18 protein-coding genes are annotated in these 16480 nt (G+C 68.0%); 16 read left to right on the top strand and 2 right to left on the bottom strand.

Annotation, left to right across the window (positions count from 1 at the left end; translation table 11 throughout):
* Positions 1–18 precede the first annotated feature (18 nt).
* From secY to glmM, 15 genes are all read left to right on the top strand, one after another.
* Entirely contained in the window at positions 19–1332 is a 1314-nt protein-coding gene (secY, locus tag B3G12_RS05140; protein WP_144941797.1) for a preprotein translocase subunit SecY, read from the top strand.
* A 102-nt stretch (positions 1333–1434) separates the two neighbouring features.
* Positions 1435–2001, top strand: a complete 567-nt coding sequence (locus B3G12_RS05145) for an adenylate kinase (RefSeq protein ID WP_144941799.1) — start codon at positions 1435–1437, stop codon at positions 1999–2001.
* A 100-nt stretch (positions 2002–2101) separates the two neighbouring features.
* Positions 2102–2938: a type I methionyl aminopeptidase gene (gene map / locus B3G12_RS05150; protein WP_145010371.1), complete on the top strand. Its 837-nt coding sequence runs from the start codon at positions 2102–2104 to the stop codon at positions 2936–2938.
* Between the two features lie 99 nt (positions 2939–3037).
* Positions 3038–4186 (top strand): 23S rRNA (adenine(2503)-C(2))-methyltransferase RlmN, encoded by a 1149-nt coding sequence (gene rlmN, locus B3G12_RS05155; RefSeq protein WP_055085383.1) that lies wholly within the window; start codon positions 3038–3040, stop codon positions 4184–4186.
* 296 nt (positions 4187–4482) lie between these two features.
* Positions 4483–4704 carry a translation initiation factor IF-1 gene (gene infA, locus B3G12_RS05160; protein WP_012397711.1) on the top strand — a complete coding sequence of 74 codons (222 nt, stop codon included), beginning with the start codon at positions 4483–4485 and terminating at the stop codon, positions 4702–4704.
* Positions 4705–4793: 89 nt separating this feature from the next.
* On the top strand, positions 4794–4907 hold the full coding sequence (gene rpmJ / locus B3G12_RS05165; protein WP_012397712.1) for a 50S ribosomal protein L36: 114 nt from the start codon (positions 4794–4796) through the stop codon (positions 4905–4907).
* Positions 4908–5065: 158 nt separating this feature from the next.
* Positions 5066–5434 (top strand): 30S ribosomal protein S13, encoded by a 369-nt coding sequence (gene rpsM, locus B3G12_RS05170; RefSeq protein ID WP_290499459.1) that lies wholly within the window; start codon positions 5066–5068, stop codon positions 5432–5434.
* 58 nt (positions 5435–5492) lie between these two features.
* Positions 5493–5897: a 30S ribosomal protein S11 gene (gene rpsK / locus B3G12_RS05175; protein ID WP_055085385.1), complete on the top strand. Its 405-nt coding sequence runs from the start codon at positions 5493–5495 to the stop codon at positions 5895–5897.
* A gap of 148 nt (positions 5898–6045) precedes the next feature.
* Positions 6046–7065, top strand: coding sequence for a DNA-directed RNA polymerase subunit alpha (locus tag B3G12_RS05180; protein WP_055085387.1), 1020 nt, complete (start codon positions 6046–6048; stop codon positions 7063–7065).
* Positions 7066–7136: 71 nt separating this feature from the next.
* The gene (rplQ, locus tag B3G12_RS05185; RefSeq protein ID WP_055085389.1) at positions 7137–7904 is read left to right on the top strand and encodes a 50S ribosomal protein L17; all 768 of its coding nucleotides are present in this window, start codon (positions 7137–7139) and stop codon (positions 7902–7904) included.
* A 120-nt stretch (positions 7905–8024) separates the two neighbouring features.
* The gene (locus B3G12_RS05190; RefSeq protein ID WP_145009851.1) at positions 8025–8909 is read left to right on the top strand and encodes a tRNA pseudouridine synthase A; all 885 of its coding nucleotides are present in this window, start codon (positions 8025–8027) and stop codon (positions 8907–8909) included.
* 258 nt (positions 8910–9167) lie between these two features.
* A complete protein-coding gene (gene rplM / locus B3G12_RS05195; RefSeq protein ID WP_055085393.1) occupies positions 9168–9611 on the top strand; it encodes a 50S ribosomal protein L13 in 444 nt (147 codons plus the stop codon).
* A 32-nt stretch (positions 9612–9643) separates the two neighbouring features.
* Positions 9644–10144, top strand: coding sequence for a 30S ribosomal protein S9 (rpsI, locus tag B3G12_RS05200; protein WP_144941805.1), 501 nt, complete (start codon positions 9644–9646; stop codon positions 10142–10144).
* Positions 10145–10339: 195 nt separating this feature from the next.
* On the top strand, positions 10340–11377 hold the full coding sequence (ppk2, locus tag B3G12_RS05205; RefSeq protein WP_144941808.1) for a polyphosphate kinase 2: 1038 nt from the start codon (positions 10340–10342) through the stop codon (positions 11375–11377).
* 48 nt (positions 11378–11425) lie between these two features.
* Positions 11426–12775 carry a phosphoglucosamine mutase gene (glmM, locus tag B3G12_RS05210; protein ID WP_144941809.1) on the top strand — a complete coding sequence of 450 codons (1350 nt, stop codon included), beginning with the start codon at positions 11426–11428 and terminating at the stop codon, positions 12773–12775.
* A gap of 186 nt (positions 12776–12961) precedes the next feature.
* On the opposite strand, the gene mscL is transcribed toward glmM, so the two are convergent.
* Together mscL and coaA are read right to left on the bottom strand one after the other, a co-directional pair.
* Positions 12962–13417: a large conductance mechanosensitive channel protein MscL gene (gene mscL, locus B3G12_RS05215; protein ID WP_055085400.1), complete on the bottom strand. Its 456-nt coding sequence runs from the start codon at positions 13415–13417 to the stop codon at positions 12962–12964.
* Between the two features lie 109 nt (positions 13418–13526).
* Positions 13527–14483: a type I pantothenate kinase gene (gene coaA / locus B3G12_RS05220; protein WP_055085402.1), complete on the bottom strand. Its 957-nt coding sequence runs from the start codon at positions 14481–14483 to the stop codon at positions 13527–13529.
* Positions 14484–14557: 74 nt separating this feature from the next.
* Here coaA and glmS point away from each other — a divergent pair, with 74 nt between their 5' ends.
* A complete protein-coding gene (gene glmS, locus B3G12_RS05225) occupies positions 14558–16441 on the top strand; it encodes a glutamine--fructose-6-phosphate transaminase (isomerizing) (RefSeq protein WP_055085404.1) in 1884 nt (627 codons plus the stop codon).
* Positions 16442–16480: the final 39 nt, after the last annotated feature.

A 16480-nucleotide genomic window follows, 5' to 3' on the forward strand; every position in this document is an offset into this window, starting at 1 on the left:
GCTTTTGAAGGAGGACCTGTGCTCAGTGCTTTCGCACGGGCGTTCACCACGCCGGAGCTGCGCAACAAGCTGCTGTTCACCCTCGGGATCATCGTGATCTACCGGCTGGGGACGTTCATCCCCGCACCCGGTGTGGACTACGGCAACGTCCAGCAGTGCCTGGCGCTCGGGAACACCACCGGCGGCGCGTACGACCTGGTCAACCTCTTCAGCGGTGGGGCCCTCCTGCAGCTGTCGATCTTCGCTCTCGGGGTGATGCCGTACATCACCGCGAGCATCATCGTGCAGCTGCTGCGGGTGGTCATTCCCCGATTCCAGGAGCTGCACGAGGAGGGCGCACAGGGCCAGACCAAGCTCACGCAGTACACGCGCTACCTCACGATCGGCCTGGCGGCTCTCAACGCCACCACCGTCATCTCCCTCGCACGCTCGGGGAACCTGCTGGGCAACTGCTCGCTGCCCATCATCCCGGACGACTCGCTGCCGGTGCTGGTCATCATGATCCTCACCATGACGGCGGGCACCACCGTGATCATGTGGCTCGGCGAGCGCATCACGGACCGCGGCGTGGGCAACGGCATGTCCCTGCTGATCTTCACGTCCATCGCCGCCACCTTCCCGTCCGCGCTCGGCGAGATCCTGCGTACCCGCGGCTGGGGCATCTTCCTGGGCGTGTGCGCGATCGGGCTGGTGGTCATCACCTGCGTGGTCTTCGTGGAGCAGTCGCAGCGGCGCATCCCCGTGCAGTACGCCAAGCGCATGGTCGGGCGGCGCACCATCGGCGGCACGAGCACCTACATCCCGCTGAAGGTCAACATGGCCGGCGTGATTCCCATCATCTTCGCCTCGTCCATGCTGATGCTGCCCACCATGATCGCGCAGTTCGCGATGCCCGACGACGGCAGCACCGTGCCGGGGTGGGTCACCTGGATCAACACATACCTGGCACGCGGGGACCACCCCGTGTACATGACCGTGTACTTCCTGCTGATCGTGGCCTTCACGTACTTCTACGTGTCCATCACGTTCAACCCGGAGGAGGTCTCGGACAACATGAAGCGCTACGGCGGCTTCATCCCGGGTATCCGTGCCGGGCGCCCCACCGAGACCTACCTGCGCTATGTCCTGACCCGCATCACGCTGCCGGGTGCGCTGTACCTGGGCATCGTCTCGATGATCCCGCTCATCGCGCTCGTGGCGTTCGGTGCCAATCAGAACTTCCCGTTCGGTGGCCCGTCGCTGCTGATCATGGTGGGCGTGGGTCTGGACACCGTCAAGCAGATCGACGCCCAGCTCCAGCAGCGCCATCACGAAGGCCTGCTGCGCGCCTGAGCCCCCGTTCCGCACGGGCGGTGAGCCGGGGCGCGCCCCGGACGCTGCGCCGTCGGGCCGGTAACATAGGTGAGGAAGTGCACGTTGACGCAAGGAGAGATCATGACCCGGATGTTGATCATCGGACCGCCAGGCGCAGGCAAGGGAACGCAGGCTGAGCGCATTTGTGACCGACTCGGCGTGCCCGCCATCTCCACCGGGGACATCTTCCGCGAGAACATCAAGCAGCAGACGGAGCTCGGCAAGGAGGCCCAGAGCTACACGGACGCCGGCAACCTGGTTCCTGACTCCGTCACCAACGGCATGGTGCGAGACCGGCTCGCGCAGCAGGACGTCGCGGACGGCTTCCTGCTGGACGGCTACCCGCGCACCGTCGCCCAGGTGGAGGAGCTCGACCGCATCCTGGCGGCCAACGGCGTGGCCCTGGATGTCGTCCTGCTGCTCACGGCGGACAACGACGAGCTCGTCACCCGCCTGCTGGGCCGCGCGCGCGACCAGGGGCGTACGGACGACACCGAGGACGTCATCCGGCACCGCCTGGACGTCTACGACGAGCAGACGGCCCCCGTGGTCGACGTCTACGAGCAGCGCGGCATCGTCTCGCGCGTGGACGGGCTCGGCAGCATCGACGACGTCACCGAGCGGATCATGAGCGTGCTGCCGCACTGACGTGACTCATCGCGCACCACCTCGAGCCCCCGGTCCGATGCGAGGCATCGCCCGGGGGCTCGGCATTCACCACACACCCCACCACGGAAGGACCCCAGGCATCGTGTTCGGACGCCGCAAGATCCAAGTGAAGTCGGACGCCGAGCTGGCACTCATGGCCAGGGCCGGCGTCGTCACCTCCCGGGCGCTCGACGCCGCTGTGGCCGCCGCCGTGCCCGGTGCCACCACTGCGGACCTCGACCGCGCCTTCCGCGCCGTGCTCGAAGACTTCGGCGCCGAGTCGAACTTCCTGGGCTACTACGGCTACCCGGCGACGGTGTGCACGTCCGTCAACGACGAAGTGGTCCACGGCATCCCGGGGCAGCGCGTGCTCGCGGACGGTGACGTCGTGTCCATCGACGGCGGCGCGATCGTGGCGGGCTGGCACGGTGACTCCGCGCGCACAGTGCTCGTGGGGGAGCACCACGATCCCGCGGACCTGGAGCTCTCCGACGTCACGCGTGCGGCCATGTGGCGCGGCGTGGCGGCGATGGCCACAGGCACGCACGTGGGGGACATCGGCCTGGCGGTCGAGACCTACGTCCGCGAGACGGTCGGATCGCGTCTGGGCATCCTGGAGGACTACGTGGGTCACGGCATAGGCACGGAGATGCACATGGCCCCGGACGTGCCGAACTACGCCGTGGGGCAGCGCACGCCCAAACTGGTGACGGGCATGGCCCTGGCGATCGAGCCCATGCTGGTGCGCGGCGGAATCGAGACCCGCGTGCTGGCGGACGACTGGACGGTCGTCACCGAGGACGGATCGCGCGCCAGCCAGTGGGAGCACACCGTGTGCCGCCACAGCGGGGGCGTGTGGGTGCTGACCGCCGAGGACGGCGGGGCCTCCGAGCTCGAGCCGCTGGGCGTCCACCCCGTTCCCGTCCCCGCGTCCTGAGGCGGGTCCGTCACCAGGCCCGCCACGGCCCGGATCCGCCACCCAGAGAACCCGTGGCCCCGCCACCCCCGAGAGCCTGAGAGCAGGCAGAGGAATCCCATGACTGCACAGACCGTAGAGATCACACCCCGCCCCGAGGCGGGCCAGCTCGTCTTCAAGCCCGCACGGCGGGGCAAGCCACCCGTGCACCTGGCCGACCTGGACATGGCCGGACGCAAGGAGCTGGTGAAGGAGGCCGGCTACCCGGCGTTCCGTGCCTCCCAGCTGTCAAAGCACTACTTCGAGCGCTTCGAGTCGGATCCCGCCGCGATGACGGACCTGCCCGTGGACCAGAGGGAGGAGATGGTGGCCAAGACCATGCCCCCGCTGCTGCGGACCGTGAAGCAGCTGCGTGCAGACCAGGGCATGACCGTGAAGTCCGTGCACCGCCTGTTCGACAACGCCATGGTCGAGTCCGTACTGATGCGCTACGACAAGCGCGTGACCATGTGCATCTCATCCCAGGCAGGCTGTGGGATGAACTGCCCGTTCTGCGCCACCGGCCAGTCCGGGCTCACGCGCAACCTCTCGGCGGCCGAGATCGTGGACCAGGTGGTCCAGGGCGTGCGGGCCCTGCGCGACGGCGCCGTGGGGGACCCGGAGGAGGCCCCGCAGCGGGTGTCCAACATCGTCTTCATGGGCATGGGGGAGGCCCTGGCCAACTACAAGGCCACCATGGGCGCGGTGCACCGGATCATCGACCCGTCTCCGGAGGGCCTCGGGATCTCCGCGCGCGGGCTCACCATGTCCACGGTGGGGCTGGTGCCCGGCATCCGGAAGTTCACGCGGGAGAAGCTGCCCATCACGCTGGCGCTGTCGCTGCACGCCCCGGACGACGAGCTGCGCGACGAGCTGATTCCCATCAACACCCGGTGGAAGGTGGACGAGGCGCTCGACGCCGCCCGGGACTACTACGACGTCACGGGCCGCCGGGTCTCGATCGAGTACGCCCTGATCCGGGACATGAACGACCAGGGCTGGCGCGCGGACCTGCTGGGGGAGAAGCTGAACGAGCGCGGCGCGGGCTGGGTGCACGTGAACCCCATCCCCCTCAACCCGACCCCCGGCTCCAAGTGGACGGCCTCGCGCCCCGGCGTGGAGCAGAACTTCGTGGAGCGCCTGCGCGCCCACGGCATCCCCACCACCGTGCGGGACACCCGCGGCTCGGACATCGACGGCGCCTGCGGCCAGCTGGCCACGGACGTCTGATCCCTGGGGGACGCGACGTCCGCCCGGGGCTGGACGCCGGGGCCTGGGCGCCCGGGCCCCGGCGCCGTCGTCGTCCCGCGCGGTCGGCGGGCGGGCCCGCCGCTCGGGTTGCGAAAAACAGCGTGAGCGCGTAGTGTCGTGCGTTGGTTGTTTGTGCTCGCTGATCGAGCCCTGCCCACCCACACCGACCCCCGCTACCACTCGTAGTGCGGGGTTGTTCGTCTGGTGGACGGGGAGCGGTACGGGCACCGCCGTCCGGATAGACAACCGGACCCCTCGAGAAGTTAGCGGAGGATATGGCCAAGAAAGACGGAGTCATCGAGATCGAAGGCACTGTGGTCGAGGCACTGCCCAATGCGTCGTTTCGTGTTGAGCTGACCAACGGTCACAAGGTGCTCGCCCACATCTCTGGCAAGATGCGCCAGCACTACATCCGGATCCTCCCCGAGGACCGCGTCGTGGTGGAGCTCAGCCCCTATGACCTTTCCCGAGGCCGGATCGTCTACCGCTACAAGTAGCATCCGCGCCCACGGTGGACGGTCGGGGAGACCCGGGCGAGCACGGTGGTGCGAGTGCATACGCCATTACTAGTACGCGAAGGAATGCGATGAAGGTCCAACCGAGCGTCAAGCAGATCTGCGACAAGTGCAAGGTGATCCGCCGCAACGGCCGGGTCATGGTGATCTGCGAGAACCCCCGGCACAAGCAGCGCCAGGGCTGACGGGAACACTCCCGCCCACGCAAGTGGATTGACAAGAACGGACACCGCAGCCGACGCCCCAGGGCGCGGCAACCCCCGGCACGGAGGCCGGAGACCGGTCGGAAGACGATCGGGACGCGATGTTCAAGACCTCCGGACACACAAGGAGAACCGCCACTATGGCTCGTCTCGCAGGCGTCGATCTTCCCCGTGAAAAGCGGCTGGAAGTTGCGCTGACCTACATCTACGGCGTGGGTCGTACCCGTGCACTCGAAACCCTGGAGGCCACTGGCATCTCCGGGGACATGCGCGTCAAGGATCTCACCGATCCGCAGCTCGTCGAGCTGCGTGACTACATCGAAGGCAACTACAAGGTCGAAGGCGATCTCCGCCGCGAAGTGGCCGCCGACATCCGCCGCAAGGTCGAGATCGGCAGCTACCAGGGCCTGCGCCACCGCCGCGGTCTGCCCGTCCACGGCCAGCGCACCAAGACCAACGCCCGCACCCGCAAGGGTCCCAAGCGCACGGTCGCCGGTAAGAAGAAGTAATCGTGGTCGCCACCGAACCGGTGGCTGATCAACGTCGAAGATCTTTGTAGGAGAATCCATGGCCCAGAAGACTCGCGCGACGGCCGCTCGCAAGCCGCGTCGCAAGGTGAACAAGAATGTGACCCAAGGTCAGGCTCACATCAAGTCCACGTTCAACAACACCATCGTTTCCATTACCGATCCCTCGGGTGCGGTCCTGTCGTGGGCCTCGGCCGGCGGCGTGGGCTTCAAGGGTTCGCGCAAGTCCACCCCGTTCGCCGCGCAGCAGGCAGCCGAGGCCGCCGCGAAGGGTGCGCAGGAGCACGGGATGCGCAAGGTGGATGTGTTCGTGAAGGGCCCGGGGTCCGGTCGCGAGACCGCGATCCGCGCCCTGCAGGCCACCGGGCTGGAGGTCGGCTCCATCCAGGACGTCACCCCGTCCGCCCACAACGGCTGCCGTCCCCCGAAGCGCCGTCGCGTCTGACACGTCTGCGCGGCCACCACTGCCCTCGCGGGCGGCGGTGGCCGCGCACCGACGCGGTGAACTCGCCAGCTCACCGCGTCATTCACCCATTTTGTTTTCCACCACCTGCGTGCGTCATATGGCGGAGGCACGCTGAAAGGAAACATCAGTGCTCATCGCACAGCGCCCCACCCTCACGGAAGAGGCTGTGGCCGAGAACCGTTCCCGGTTCGTGATCGAACCGCTGGAGCCTGGTTTCGGGTACACCCTCGGCAACTCTCTTCGCCGCACGCTTCTCTCCTCCATCCCCGGCGCCTCCGTGACCAGCATCCGCATCGACGGCGTGCTGCACGAGTTCTCCACGGTGGAGGGTGTCAAGGAAGACGTCACCGAGCTGATCCTCAACATCAAGAAGCTCTCCCTGTCCTCGGAGGAGGACGAGCCCGTCACGGCGTGGCTGCGCAAGCAGGGTCCGGGCGAGGTCACGGCGGCTGACATCTCCGCACCGGCCGGTGTCGAGGTCCACAACCCCGAGCTGCACATCGCCACGCTGAACTCGAAGGGCCAGCTCGAGATCGAGCTGACCATCGAGCGCGGCCGCGGCTACGTGTCGGCGTCGCAGAACAAGTCGGGTGACGCGGAGGTCGGCCGGATCCCGGTCGACTCCATCTACTCGCCCGTCCTGAAGGTGACCTTCCGCGTGGAGGCCACCCGTGTCGAGCAGCGCACGGACTTCGACAAGCTCGTGCTGGACGTGGAGACCAAGGAGGCCATCTCCCCGCGTGACGCGGTGGCCTCTGCCGGCACCACCCTGGTCGAGCTGTTCGGTCTCGCCCGCGAGCTGAACTCCTCGGCCGAGGGCATCGAGATCGGGCCCTCGCCCACGGACGCCGCCGCTGCCGCGGACATGGCGCTGCCGATCGAGGACCTCGAGCTGTCGGTGCGCTCGTACAACTGCCTCAAGCGTGAGGGCATCCACAGCGTGGGTGAACTGGTGGGGCGCTCGGAAGCGGATCTCATGGACATCCGCAACTTCGGTGCGAAGTCCATCGACGAGGTCAAGGACAAGCTCGGTGAGCTCGGCCTGGCCCTGAAGGACTCCCCTCCCGGCTACGACCTCGCCGCCCACGCGGCGTCCCTCGAGGACGAGGACGACAACAACAACCCGTTCGACGTCGACCTCGACTGACGCCCACACCACTTCCCGTGCCCCGCGGCCGCTGAGCGGCTCGCGCGGGCCCGAACACCAGGAGACCTACTATGCCTACCCCTACCAAGGGACCCCGTCTCGGCGCCGGGCCGACCCACGAGCGCATGATCCTCTCGAACCTCTCGCAGCAGCTGTTCGAGCACAAGCGCATCACCACCACCGTGACCAAGGCCAAGCGCCTGCGTCCCGTGGCCGAGCGCATGATCACGTTCGCCAAGCGAGGTGACCTCGCCTCGCGCCGTCGCGTCATGCGTCAGCTGACCGACAAGTCCGTGGTCCACGAGCTGTTCACCAGCATCGCAGCCGCCATGGAAGGCCGCGACGGCGGTTACACGCGCATCACCAAGATCGGCAACCGCAAGGGCGACAACGCCCCCATGGCGGTCATCGAGCTGGTCATGGAGCCGGTGGCCAACAAGGAGACCGTCGCGGAGGCCGAGCGCGCCACCGCCAAGGCTGCTCCCGCCCCGGCTGCTCCGGTCGACACTCCCGCGGACACCACCGCCGAGGACGTCAAGGCCAAGGAGATCCCCGCTGACGAGCAGGCGCCCGCCGTCGGCTCCAACGAGGCCGCCGAGGTTGCTGCGCAGAACAAGGACGCCGCAGAGTTCGCCGGTTCCCACGCTCCGCTCGAGTCTGGTGAGGCCCCCGAGGGCTTCGCCGTCAAGGGCAACCGCAACTCCATGAAGTACCACGTGCCCGGTTCGCGCTGGTACTCCGGGACCACCGCGGAGATCTGGTTCGACTCCCCGGCCAACGCCGAGGCAGCCGGCTTCCAGCCCGCGGGCGGCGCCGCTGCCCAGAAGATCTCCGAGTAAGCTCGGGTTCTTTGCCCGGTATGGTACCGGTCACGACGCCGCCGCAGGTTCCTGCGGCGGCGTCGTCGTATCCGCAGGTCTCCGTGGGAGACCGACAGGCGGCGTGGAAGGACGGACGTGATGGATGCGCGCACGGTGCGGCTGCGCATGGGGCTGGCTTACGACGGTGCCCCGTTCAGGGGGTGGGCGCGCCAGCCCGGGCTTCCCAGCGTGCAGGCCGCGGTGGAGGACGCCCTGGAGCTGGTGTTCCGCCACCCGTGCACGACTGTGGTGGCCGGTCGCACGGACACCGGGGTGCACGCGAGGCGCCAGACGGTGCACGTGGATGTCGGCGAGCAGGCCTGGCAGCGGCTGGCCGGCACCCACGCCCCGGAGCACGCGGCCGTCCGCAAGCTCAACGGTGCGCTGCGGCGGGTGCTCGGCAGGGACCGCGCCGAGCTGGGGTGGGAGCCGGTGGTGGGGGCGGTGGTCGTGAACGACGTCGCAGTGGCTGATCCCGGCTTTGACGCCCGGTTCTCCGCCCTGTCCCGCGGCTACACGTACCGCATCTGCGATGCAGTAACGGGCCACGACCCGCTCACCCGCAGCCACGCCTGGTGGCTCGACGCGGAATTGGACGTGGCGGCCATGGACGAGGCAGTGCGCGAGCTGCTCGGGCTCCAGGACTTCCTGAGCTACTGCAAGCCGCGCGAGGGGGCGACCACCGTGCGCGAGCTGCAGCGGGCATCGGTGCGACGGGACGAGCACGGGATGATGACCGTATCCCTGACCGCGGACGCCTTCTGTCACCACATGGTGCGTTCCATCGTGGGTGCCGCGGTGCGTGTGGGGGAGGGTCGCCAGCCCGTCGGGTGGCCGGGGGAGCGGCTGTGGGCCCGGGAGCGGGACGCCAGCGTGGTGATGGCCCCGGCCCACGGCCTGGTGCTGGAGTCGGTGCAGTATCCGGGGCCGGAGGGCCTGCGGGAGCGCGCCGAGCTGACGCGGGCCAGGCGCGCGACGTCGTGACCCGGGCGCCAGCACCCGGGTCCGCATCCGAGTGGCAACCCCGGCGGTCATCCGGTAACATGGAATGCTGTTGTGCGTGTTCTGCCCCGGTTCACGTGTACCCGCAGCGGTCGCTCATGTTGCAGAGCGCAGGGCCGTGCGGTGCACCGGGTTGTGGACGCACGGATGCCGCCCGGATCTCACCCGGGCCCCGAAGCACAACGGAACCGATCGACACGAGTATTCGTGTCTTCAGCAGACAAACGAAGGCAGATCAACGTGCGTACGTACACTCCGAAGCCCGGTGACGTCCAGCGTCAGTGGCACGTCATCGACGCCACCGACGTCGTCCTGGGTCGTCTTGCCAGCCAGACCGCAACGCTGCTGCGCGGGAAGCACAAGCCGACCTTCGCCCCCCACGTGGACACCGGCGATTTCGTCATCATCATCAACGCGGAGAAGGTGGCCCTGACCGGCGCCAAGCTCCAGAAGAAGCGCGCCTACCGCCACTCCGGCTACCCGGGCGGACTCAAGTCCACCAGCTACGCCGAGCTGCTCGCGAAGAACCCCACGCGCGCCGTGGAGAAGGCCGTCAAGGGCATGCTGCCCAAGAACAAGCTGGCCGCCCAGCAGCTGTCCAAGCTGAAGGTCTACGCCGGCGCCGAGCACCCGCACCAGGCCCAGCAGCCCAAGCCCTACGAGTTCACCCAGGTCGCCCAGTAATTCGGGCCAACGAATAACACATAAGGAGAATCGTGGCTCAGAACACTGAAGAGCAGATCACCGAGGACGTGGAGCTGACCAGCTACACCTCCGAGTCCACCGAGTCCGCCACGGGTGCCGCGCTGTCCGAGCGCCCGGCGCTGACCGTCCCCGGCCAGGCCGTGGGCCGCCGCAAGCAGGCCATCGCCCGCGTGCGGCTGATTCCCGGCTCCGGCAAGTGGACTGTCAACGGCCGCAGCCTGGAGGAGTACTTCCCCAACAAGCTGCACCAGCAGGAGGTCAACGACCCGTTCACGCTGCTGGAGCTGCAGGGCGGCTACGACGTCATCGCCCGCATCAGCGGCGGCGGCCCCTCCGGCCAGGCCGGTGCGCTGCGCCTTGGCGTGGCCCGTGCCCTCAACGAGATCGACGCCGAGCACAACCGCCCGGCGCTGAAGAAGGCCGGCTTCCTCACCCGTGACGCCCGCGTCATCGAGCGCAAGAAGGCAGGCCTCAAGAAGGCACGCAAGGCGCCGCAGTACTCCAAGCGCTGATCGACGCCACCCGGCCCTCGGCCGGAGGTTGTCACGCAGGGTCCCGTTCCCCGGTTTCGGCCGAGGACCGGGGCCCTGCGTTGTCTCTCCTGGACCACCGCTGCGGGTGTGGCAGAGGTAACAGGGCAGTGATGTGGGCGTAAAATCGCGGTTGAAGCACCGCCGCTTCCACCGCACCGTCACGAGAGGGCCCGCATGAGCAAGCAACCGGACCAGAAGCAGAGCACCGCACACGCCGGAAAGGCGAAGGACGAGAGCACCGCGACCGGTAAGCGCTCCGCCGTGGACGACGCCCTGACGAAGGAGCAGCACCGGGTCTCCGTGGTCGAGGACTACGCGGCGGAGCTGGACGAGATCGCAGAGCTCGGAAAGAAGCTGCACGACGACCGTGGCATCGAGAGCTCCTCGGCCTGGAAGATCGGCTATCCGTACGACGAGAAGCTCTCCCGCAAGGAGTACGAGCGCACCAAACGGGCCCTGCAAATCGAGCTGTTGAAGCTGCAGCTGTGGATCAAGGAGACCGGCCAGAAGCTGTTGATCATCTTCGAGGGCCGGGACGCCGCGGGCAAGGGCGGGTCGATCAAGCGCTTTACCGAGCACCTGAACCCCCGTGGCGCGCGTGTGGTGGCGCTCGAGAAGCCTACGGAGATCGAGCAGACCCAGTGGTACTTCCAGCGCTACGTGAAGCACCTGCCCTCCGGCGGGGAGATCGTGCTGATGGACCGTTCCTGGTACAACAGAGCCGGTGTGGAGCGGGTAATGGGCTACTGCACGTCGCAGCAGTACTACGAGTTCATGCGCCAGGCCCCGGAGTTCGAGCGGATGCTGGTCAACTCGGACACCCACTTGATCAAGTTCTGGTTCTCGGTGACCCGCGCCGAGCAGCTGGCACGATTCCAGTCGCGCCGCACGGACCCCGTGCGCCAGTGGAAGCTCTCGCCCACGGACGTGGCCTCGCTGGACAAGTGGGACGACTACACCGAGGCCAAGGAGGCCATGTTCTTCTACACGGACACGGGGGACGCCCCCTGGACCGTGATCAAGTCGAACGACAAGAAGCGGGCGAGGCTCGAGGCCATGCGCTACGTCCTCGCACAGTTCGACTACCCCAACAAAGACCATGCTCTCGTGGGCGCGGTGGACACCAACATCGTGGGCGGGGCCACGGACCTCGCTGACGACAACGGCGTCAACCCCGACGGCTTCCCGGTGGTCCGCCCCGGGAAGGACTGATCGGGATGCGTCGGATTTGTCCCCAGAGTGGCCGTAGGATGATCTGCGATGTCTAGAATTTTCGGAACGGACGGCGTTCGCGGTCTCGCGAACGGCCTCCTCACAGCAGACCTTGCCATGCAGTTGTCGCAGGCCGCGGCGATCGTCCTGGGCCACCGCCACGCGGCCGAGGGGCGCCGCCCCACCGCGGTGGTGGCCCGGGACGGACGCGCGAGCGGCGAGTTCCTGGGTGCCGCGGTCACCGCGGGGCTCGCAAGCTCCGGCGTGGACGTGTACGACGCAGGCGTGCTCCCGACGCCCGCCGCCGCGTACCTCGTGGGCGACATCGACGCCGACTTCGGCGTGATGATCTCTGCATCTCACAACCCGGCACCGGACAACGGGATCAAGTTCCTCGCCCACGGCGGCAAGAAGCTGCCGGACGCCGTCGAGGACGCCATCCAGCAGGTCTACGAGGCCGGGGACTTCCTGCGGCCCACGGGCGCGGAGGTCGGACGCGTGACGCGTCTGTCGGACGCCGAGGACCGCTACATCCTCCACCTCGTGGGGGCGATCCCCCGCCGCCTGGACGGGCTGTCGATCGTCCTTGACTGCGCGCACGGCGCAGCCTCGGGGGCCTCCCCGGACGCCTTCCGTGACGCCGGCGCATCCGTGCACGTGATCGGTGCAGAGCCGGACGGGCTGAACATCAACGACGGCGTGGGCTCCACCCATCTCGAGCCGCTGAAGCAGAAGGTCCGCGAGCTGGGTGCGGACCTGGGCATCGCCCACGACGGCGACGCCGACCGCTGCCTCGCGGTCGACCACACCGGCACCGAGGTGGACGGGGACCAGATCATGTGCATCATCGCGATGGCCATGAAGGAGGCCGGGCGGCTCAACCAGGACACCCTCGTGGCCACGGTGATGAGCAACCTGGGTCTGCAACTGGCCCTGGAGAAGGCGGGCATCAACCTGGTGCGCGCCTCGGTGGGGGACCGCTACGTCCTGGAGTCGATGGTGGCCAACGGCTACAACTTGGGCGGCGAGCAGTCCGGGCACGTGATCATGGCCGACTACGCCACCACGGGAGACGGGCTGCTCACGGGCATGATGCTTGCCTCCCGAGTGGCACAGACCGGGATGCCCCTGCAGGAACTCGCCACGGTCATGACCCGCATGCCGCAGGTGATGATCAACGTCAAGAACGTGGACAAGGCCGCGACGAGCACCAACCAGGCGGTGCTGGACGCCGTGGCCGAGACGGAGCAGCGGCTGGGCGAGGAGGGCCGGGTGCTGCTGCGTCCCTCCGGGACCGAGCCGGTGGTGCGCGTGATGGTCGAGGCGGCAACGGCCGAGGAGGCCCAGCGCGAGGCCGAGGCGCTGGTCGCCGTCGTCGAGGAGAACCTGAGCCTGTAGACCTGCGCCGCACGACGTCGGGGAACTTCGTGTCCCGACCTCGTGCCCCACCGGCGTGGGTCGGGCAGCCGGGCGACCGGTGACAATTCCGACGCGCACGACACCGGACAGGCAGTGCCACGAGACAGAGAAGGGCCCCGCATCCGTGAGGATGCGGGGCCCTTCTCGTGCGGACGGATGGACGGGTCAGACAGCGGAGTTGCCAGGGGCCTCGTGGCGACCCGTGGCGGCGCCGGGGGCCGCGGTGCCGGTGTGACCCGCGGTCAGTGCGTCACGGATCTCGGTAAGAAGCACGACGTTGGGATCGGCGGCCTCCTCGGCCGGCTCGATGCCCAGACGGCGGTTGCGGCGCTCGATCATCTTGTTCATGGGCATCACCAGGCAGAAGTACACGGCCGCGGCGATGAGCAGGAAGTTGACGATCGCGGTCAGCAGCACGCCGAACTTCAGCTCGTTGCCGCGCAGGGTGAGCACGGCGAAGCTGTCGAAGTTGGGAGAGCCGACGATCGCGGAGATCGCGGGCATGAGCACGCTCTCCACGAGTGCGTTGACGATTTTGGCGAAGGCGGCGCCGATGATGACGGCAACCGCGAGATCCATCACGTTGCCCTTCATGATGAATTCTTTGAAACCATTGATCATGGCGCTCACAGTACCCAGCGAGTGCATGAAAGATGAGGCCAACGGCCCGGAACATATCGGAGATCACAGGCCCGCGGCCGCAGCGGGTGAAAACGGCGGTGCTCCGGGCTCAGTTCTTGCGCAGCAGCACCCGTCGGATCTTGTGGTCGTGGTCCTTCGAGAGGATCAGCCGGGCCCGTCCGCGGGTGGGGCGCACGTTCTGCACCAGGTTGGGCTCGTTGATGCGGTGCCAGATGTCCGTGGCCACCTCACGGGCCTCGTCGTCCGTGAGGTTGGCGTAGCGGTGGAAGTAGGACTCTGGGTCCGAGAACGCCGAGGAGCGCAGGGCGCGGAAGCGGTCCACGTACCAGCGCTCGATGTCGTCCGTGCGGGCGTCCACGTAGATGCTGAAGTCGAAGAAGTCGCTCAGGGCGAGGGCCGTGCGCCTTCCGCTCTCGAGCTTCGCCGGGGCGAGCACGTTCAGCCCCTCCACGATCACGACGTCCGGCCGGGTCACCACGACTTCCTCGTCAGGGAGGATGTCGTAGGTGACGTGCGAGTACTTCGGGGCGCGCACCTCGGGTGCACCGGACTTGATCTCCGAGACGAAGCGCAGCAGGGCACGCCGGTCGTAGGACTCGGGGAAGCCCTTGCGGTCCATCAGCCCCCGGCTGCGCAGTTCTGCGTTCGGGTACAGGAAACCGTCCGTGGTCACGAGCTGGACGTTCGGAGTGGAGGGCCAGCGCGCGAGCATCTCGCGCAGCAGTCGGGCGGTGGTGGACTTGCCGGCGGCCACGGAACCGGCGATGCCGATCACGAACGGCGTGCGCGCGTGGTGCTCGCCCAGGAACGAGTTGGTGGCCGCGTTGAGCTGCGTGGAGGACATGTCGTAGAGGGTGAGCAGCCGGGAGAGGGGGAGGTAGACCTCCCGCACCTCGTCCACGTCCAGGCGGTCACCGAGACCGCGCAGGTTCTCGATCTCCTGAGCGGTGAGGGGGACGTCGATCTCCGTGGAGAGCCGGGACCAGGTCTGGCGGTCCAGCTCCACGAAGGGGGAGACGCGCTGGGAAGTGGGCTGTGTGCTCATGCTCGGACCAGTGTAGGCCCCCGTGTGACCCACGGGACGGAGGGCCGGGGACGTTTCCGCTAGAATGCATTTTCATGTGTGGAATTGTGGGATATGTGGGCTCAAAGGGTGCTGACGGCCGCCAGCACACCGCTCTCGACGTGATCCTCGAGGGGCTGCGCCGGCTCGAGTACCGCGGTTACGATTCCGCGGGTGTCGCCGTCATCGCGGACGGCACGGTGGAGTACCGCAAGAAGGCGGGCAAGCTCAGCAACCTCCTCGAGGAGCTCGAGGAGCACCCGCTGCCGGAGTCGAACATCGGAATCGGGCACACCCGGTGGGCCACGCACGGCGGGCCCACCGACGTCAACGCCCACCCGCACGTGGTGGACGGCGGCAAGCTCGCCATGATCCACAACGGCATCATCGAGAACTTCAGCGAGATCAAGCGCGAGCTGCAGGCCCAGGGCGAGACCTTCGTGTCCGAGACGGACACCGAGGTGGCCGCCGTGCTGCTCGCCCGCACCTACGACGCGCAGGACCCCGAGCACAAGGACCTCACCGTCGCCATGCAGGACACCTCCCGCCGCCTGGAGGGCGCGTTCACGCTGCTGGCCGTGCACGCGGACGTCCCGGACCGCGTGGTCGCCTCGCGCCGCAACTCCCCGCTGGTGATCGGGCTCGGCGACGGCGAGAACTTCCTGGGCTCGGACGTCTCCGGCTTCATCGACTACACCAAGCGTGCGGTGGAGATGGGTCAGGACCAGATCGTGACCATCACCGCGGACGACTACGCGATCGTCGACTTCGACGGCAACCCCGCCGAGGGCAAGCCCTTCGAGATCGAGTGGGACGCCGCCGCCGCCGAGAAGGACGGCTACCCCTCCTTCATGGAGAAGGAGATCCACGACCAGCCCTCCGCCGTGGGGGACACCCTGCTGGGGCGCCTGGACGAGAACGGAAGCCTCACGCTGGACGAGATCAAGATCGACGAGTCGGTGCTGCGCTCGATCGACAAGATCGTCGTGATCGCGTGCGGCACCGCGGCCTACGCCGGCCAGGTGGCGCGCTACGCGATCGAGCACTGGTGCCGGATCCCCACCGAGGTGGAGCTGGCCCACGAGTTCCGCTACCGGGACCCCATCGTGAACGAGAAGACCCTGGTGGTGGCCGTCTCCCAGTCCGGCGAGACCATGGACACCCTCATGGCCGTGCGCCACGCCCAGGAGCAGGGCGCCAAGGTGGTGGCCATCTGCAACACCAACGGCTCCACGATCCCGCGCGAGGCGGACGCCGTGCTCTACACGCACGCCGGCCCGGAGATCGCCGTGGCCTCCACGAAGGCGTTCCTGGCGCAGATCACGGCCGCGTACCTGCTGGGGCTGTACCTGGCGCAGCTGCGCGGCAACAAGTACAAGGACGAGATCGCCACGCTGCTCGCGGAGCTGGAGGCCATGCCCGCCAAGATCCAGCGCGTGCTGGACGAGGTGGAGCCGCAGGTCAAGGCGCTCGCCTCGAGCATGGAGGACGCCGGCTCGGTGCTCTTCCTGGGCCGTCACGTGGGCTTCCCCGTGGCCATGGAGGGCGCGCTGAAGCTCAAGGAGATCGCGTACATCCACGCCGAGGGCTTCGCGGCCGGTGAGCTCAAGCACGGTCCGATCGCGCTGATCGACCAGGGCCAGCCCGTGATCGTGATCGTGCCGTCGCCGCGCGGCCGGGACTCGCTGCACGCCAAGGTGGTCTCCAACATCCAGGAGATCCGCGCCCGCGGTGCCGAGACCATCGTGATCGCCGAGGAGGGGGACGAGGCGGTGCGCGAGTTCGCGAACCACGTGTTCTACGTCCCCGAGTCGCCCACGCTGCTCCAGCCGCTGCTGGCCACGGTGCCGCTGCAGATCTTCGCGTGCGAGCTCGCCGGGGCCAAGGGCTACGACGTGGACCAGCCGCGCAACCTCGCGAAGTCCGTCACGGTCGAGTAGACCGCGCAGGATCCCACCACGACGGCGGGTGACGCCTCC

This window comes from Kocuria sp. UBA5001 (genome assembly GCF_002398425.1).
Classification (GTDB): Bacteria; Actinomycetota; Actinomycetes; order Actinomycetales; family Micrococcaceae; genus Kocuria; species Kocuria salsicia.

What these genes read in the sequence shown, in the direction of transcription:
- rpmJ (WP_012397712.1), top strand. Translation starts at nt 4,794, where the DNA reads ATGAAGGTCCAACCGAGCGTCAAGCAGATCTGCGACAAGTGCAAGGTG.
- rpsK (WP_055085385.1), top strand. Translation starts at nt 5,493, where the DNA reads ATGGCCCAGAAGACTCGCGCGACGGCCGCTCGCAAGCCGCGTCGCAAG.
- rpsM (WP_290499459.1), top strand. Translation starts at nt 5,066, where the DNA reads ATGGCTCGTCTCGCAGGCGTCGATCTTCCCCGTGAAAAGCGGCTGGAA.
- infA (WP_012397711.1), top strand. Translation starts at nt 4,483, where the DNA reads ATGGCCAAGAAAGACGGAGTCATCGAGATCGAAGGCACTGTGGTCGAG.
- rlmN (WP_055085383.1), top strand. Translation starts at nt 3,038, where the DNA reads ATGACTGCACAGACCGTAGAGATCACACCCCGCCCCGAGGCGGGCCAG.
- mscL (WP_055085400.1), bottom strand. Translation starts at nt 13,417, where the DNA reads ATGATCAATGGTTTCAAAGAATTCATCATGAAGGGCAACGTGATGGAT.
- B3G12_RS05190 (WP_145009851.1), top strand. Translation starts at nt 8,025, where the DNA reads ATGGATGCGCGCACGGTGCGGCTGCGCATGGGGCTGGCTTACGACGGT.
- rplQ (WP_055085389.1), top strand. Translation starts at nt 7,137, where the DNA reads ATGCCTACCCCTACCAAGGGACCCCGTCTCGGCGCCGGGCCGACCCAC.
- glmS (WP_055085404.1), top strand. Translation starts at nt 14,558, where the DNA reads ATGTGTGGAATTGTGGGATATGTGGGCTCAAAGGGTGCTGACGGCCGC.
- B3G12_RS05145 (WP_144941799.1), top strand. Translation starts at nt 1,435, where the DNA reads ATGACCCGGATGTTGATCATCGGACCGCCAGGCGCAGGCAAGGGAACG.
- ppk2 (WP_144941808.1), top strand. Translation starts at nt 10,340, where the DNA reads ATGAGCAAGCAACCGGACCAGAAGCAGAGCACCGCACACGCCGGAAAG.
- glmM (WP_144941809.1), top strand. Translation starts at nt 11,426, where the DNA reads ATGTCTAGAATTTTCGGAACGGACGGCGTTCGCGGTCTCGCGAACGGC.
- coaA (WP_055085402.1), bottom strand. Translation starts at nt 14,483, where the DNA reads ATGAGCACACAGCCCACTTCCCAGCGCGTCTCCCCCTTCGTGGAGCTG.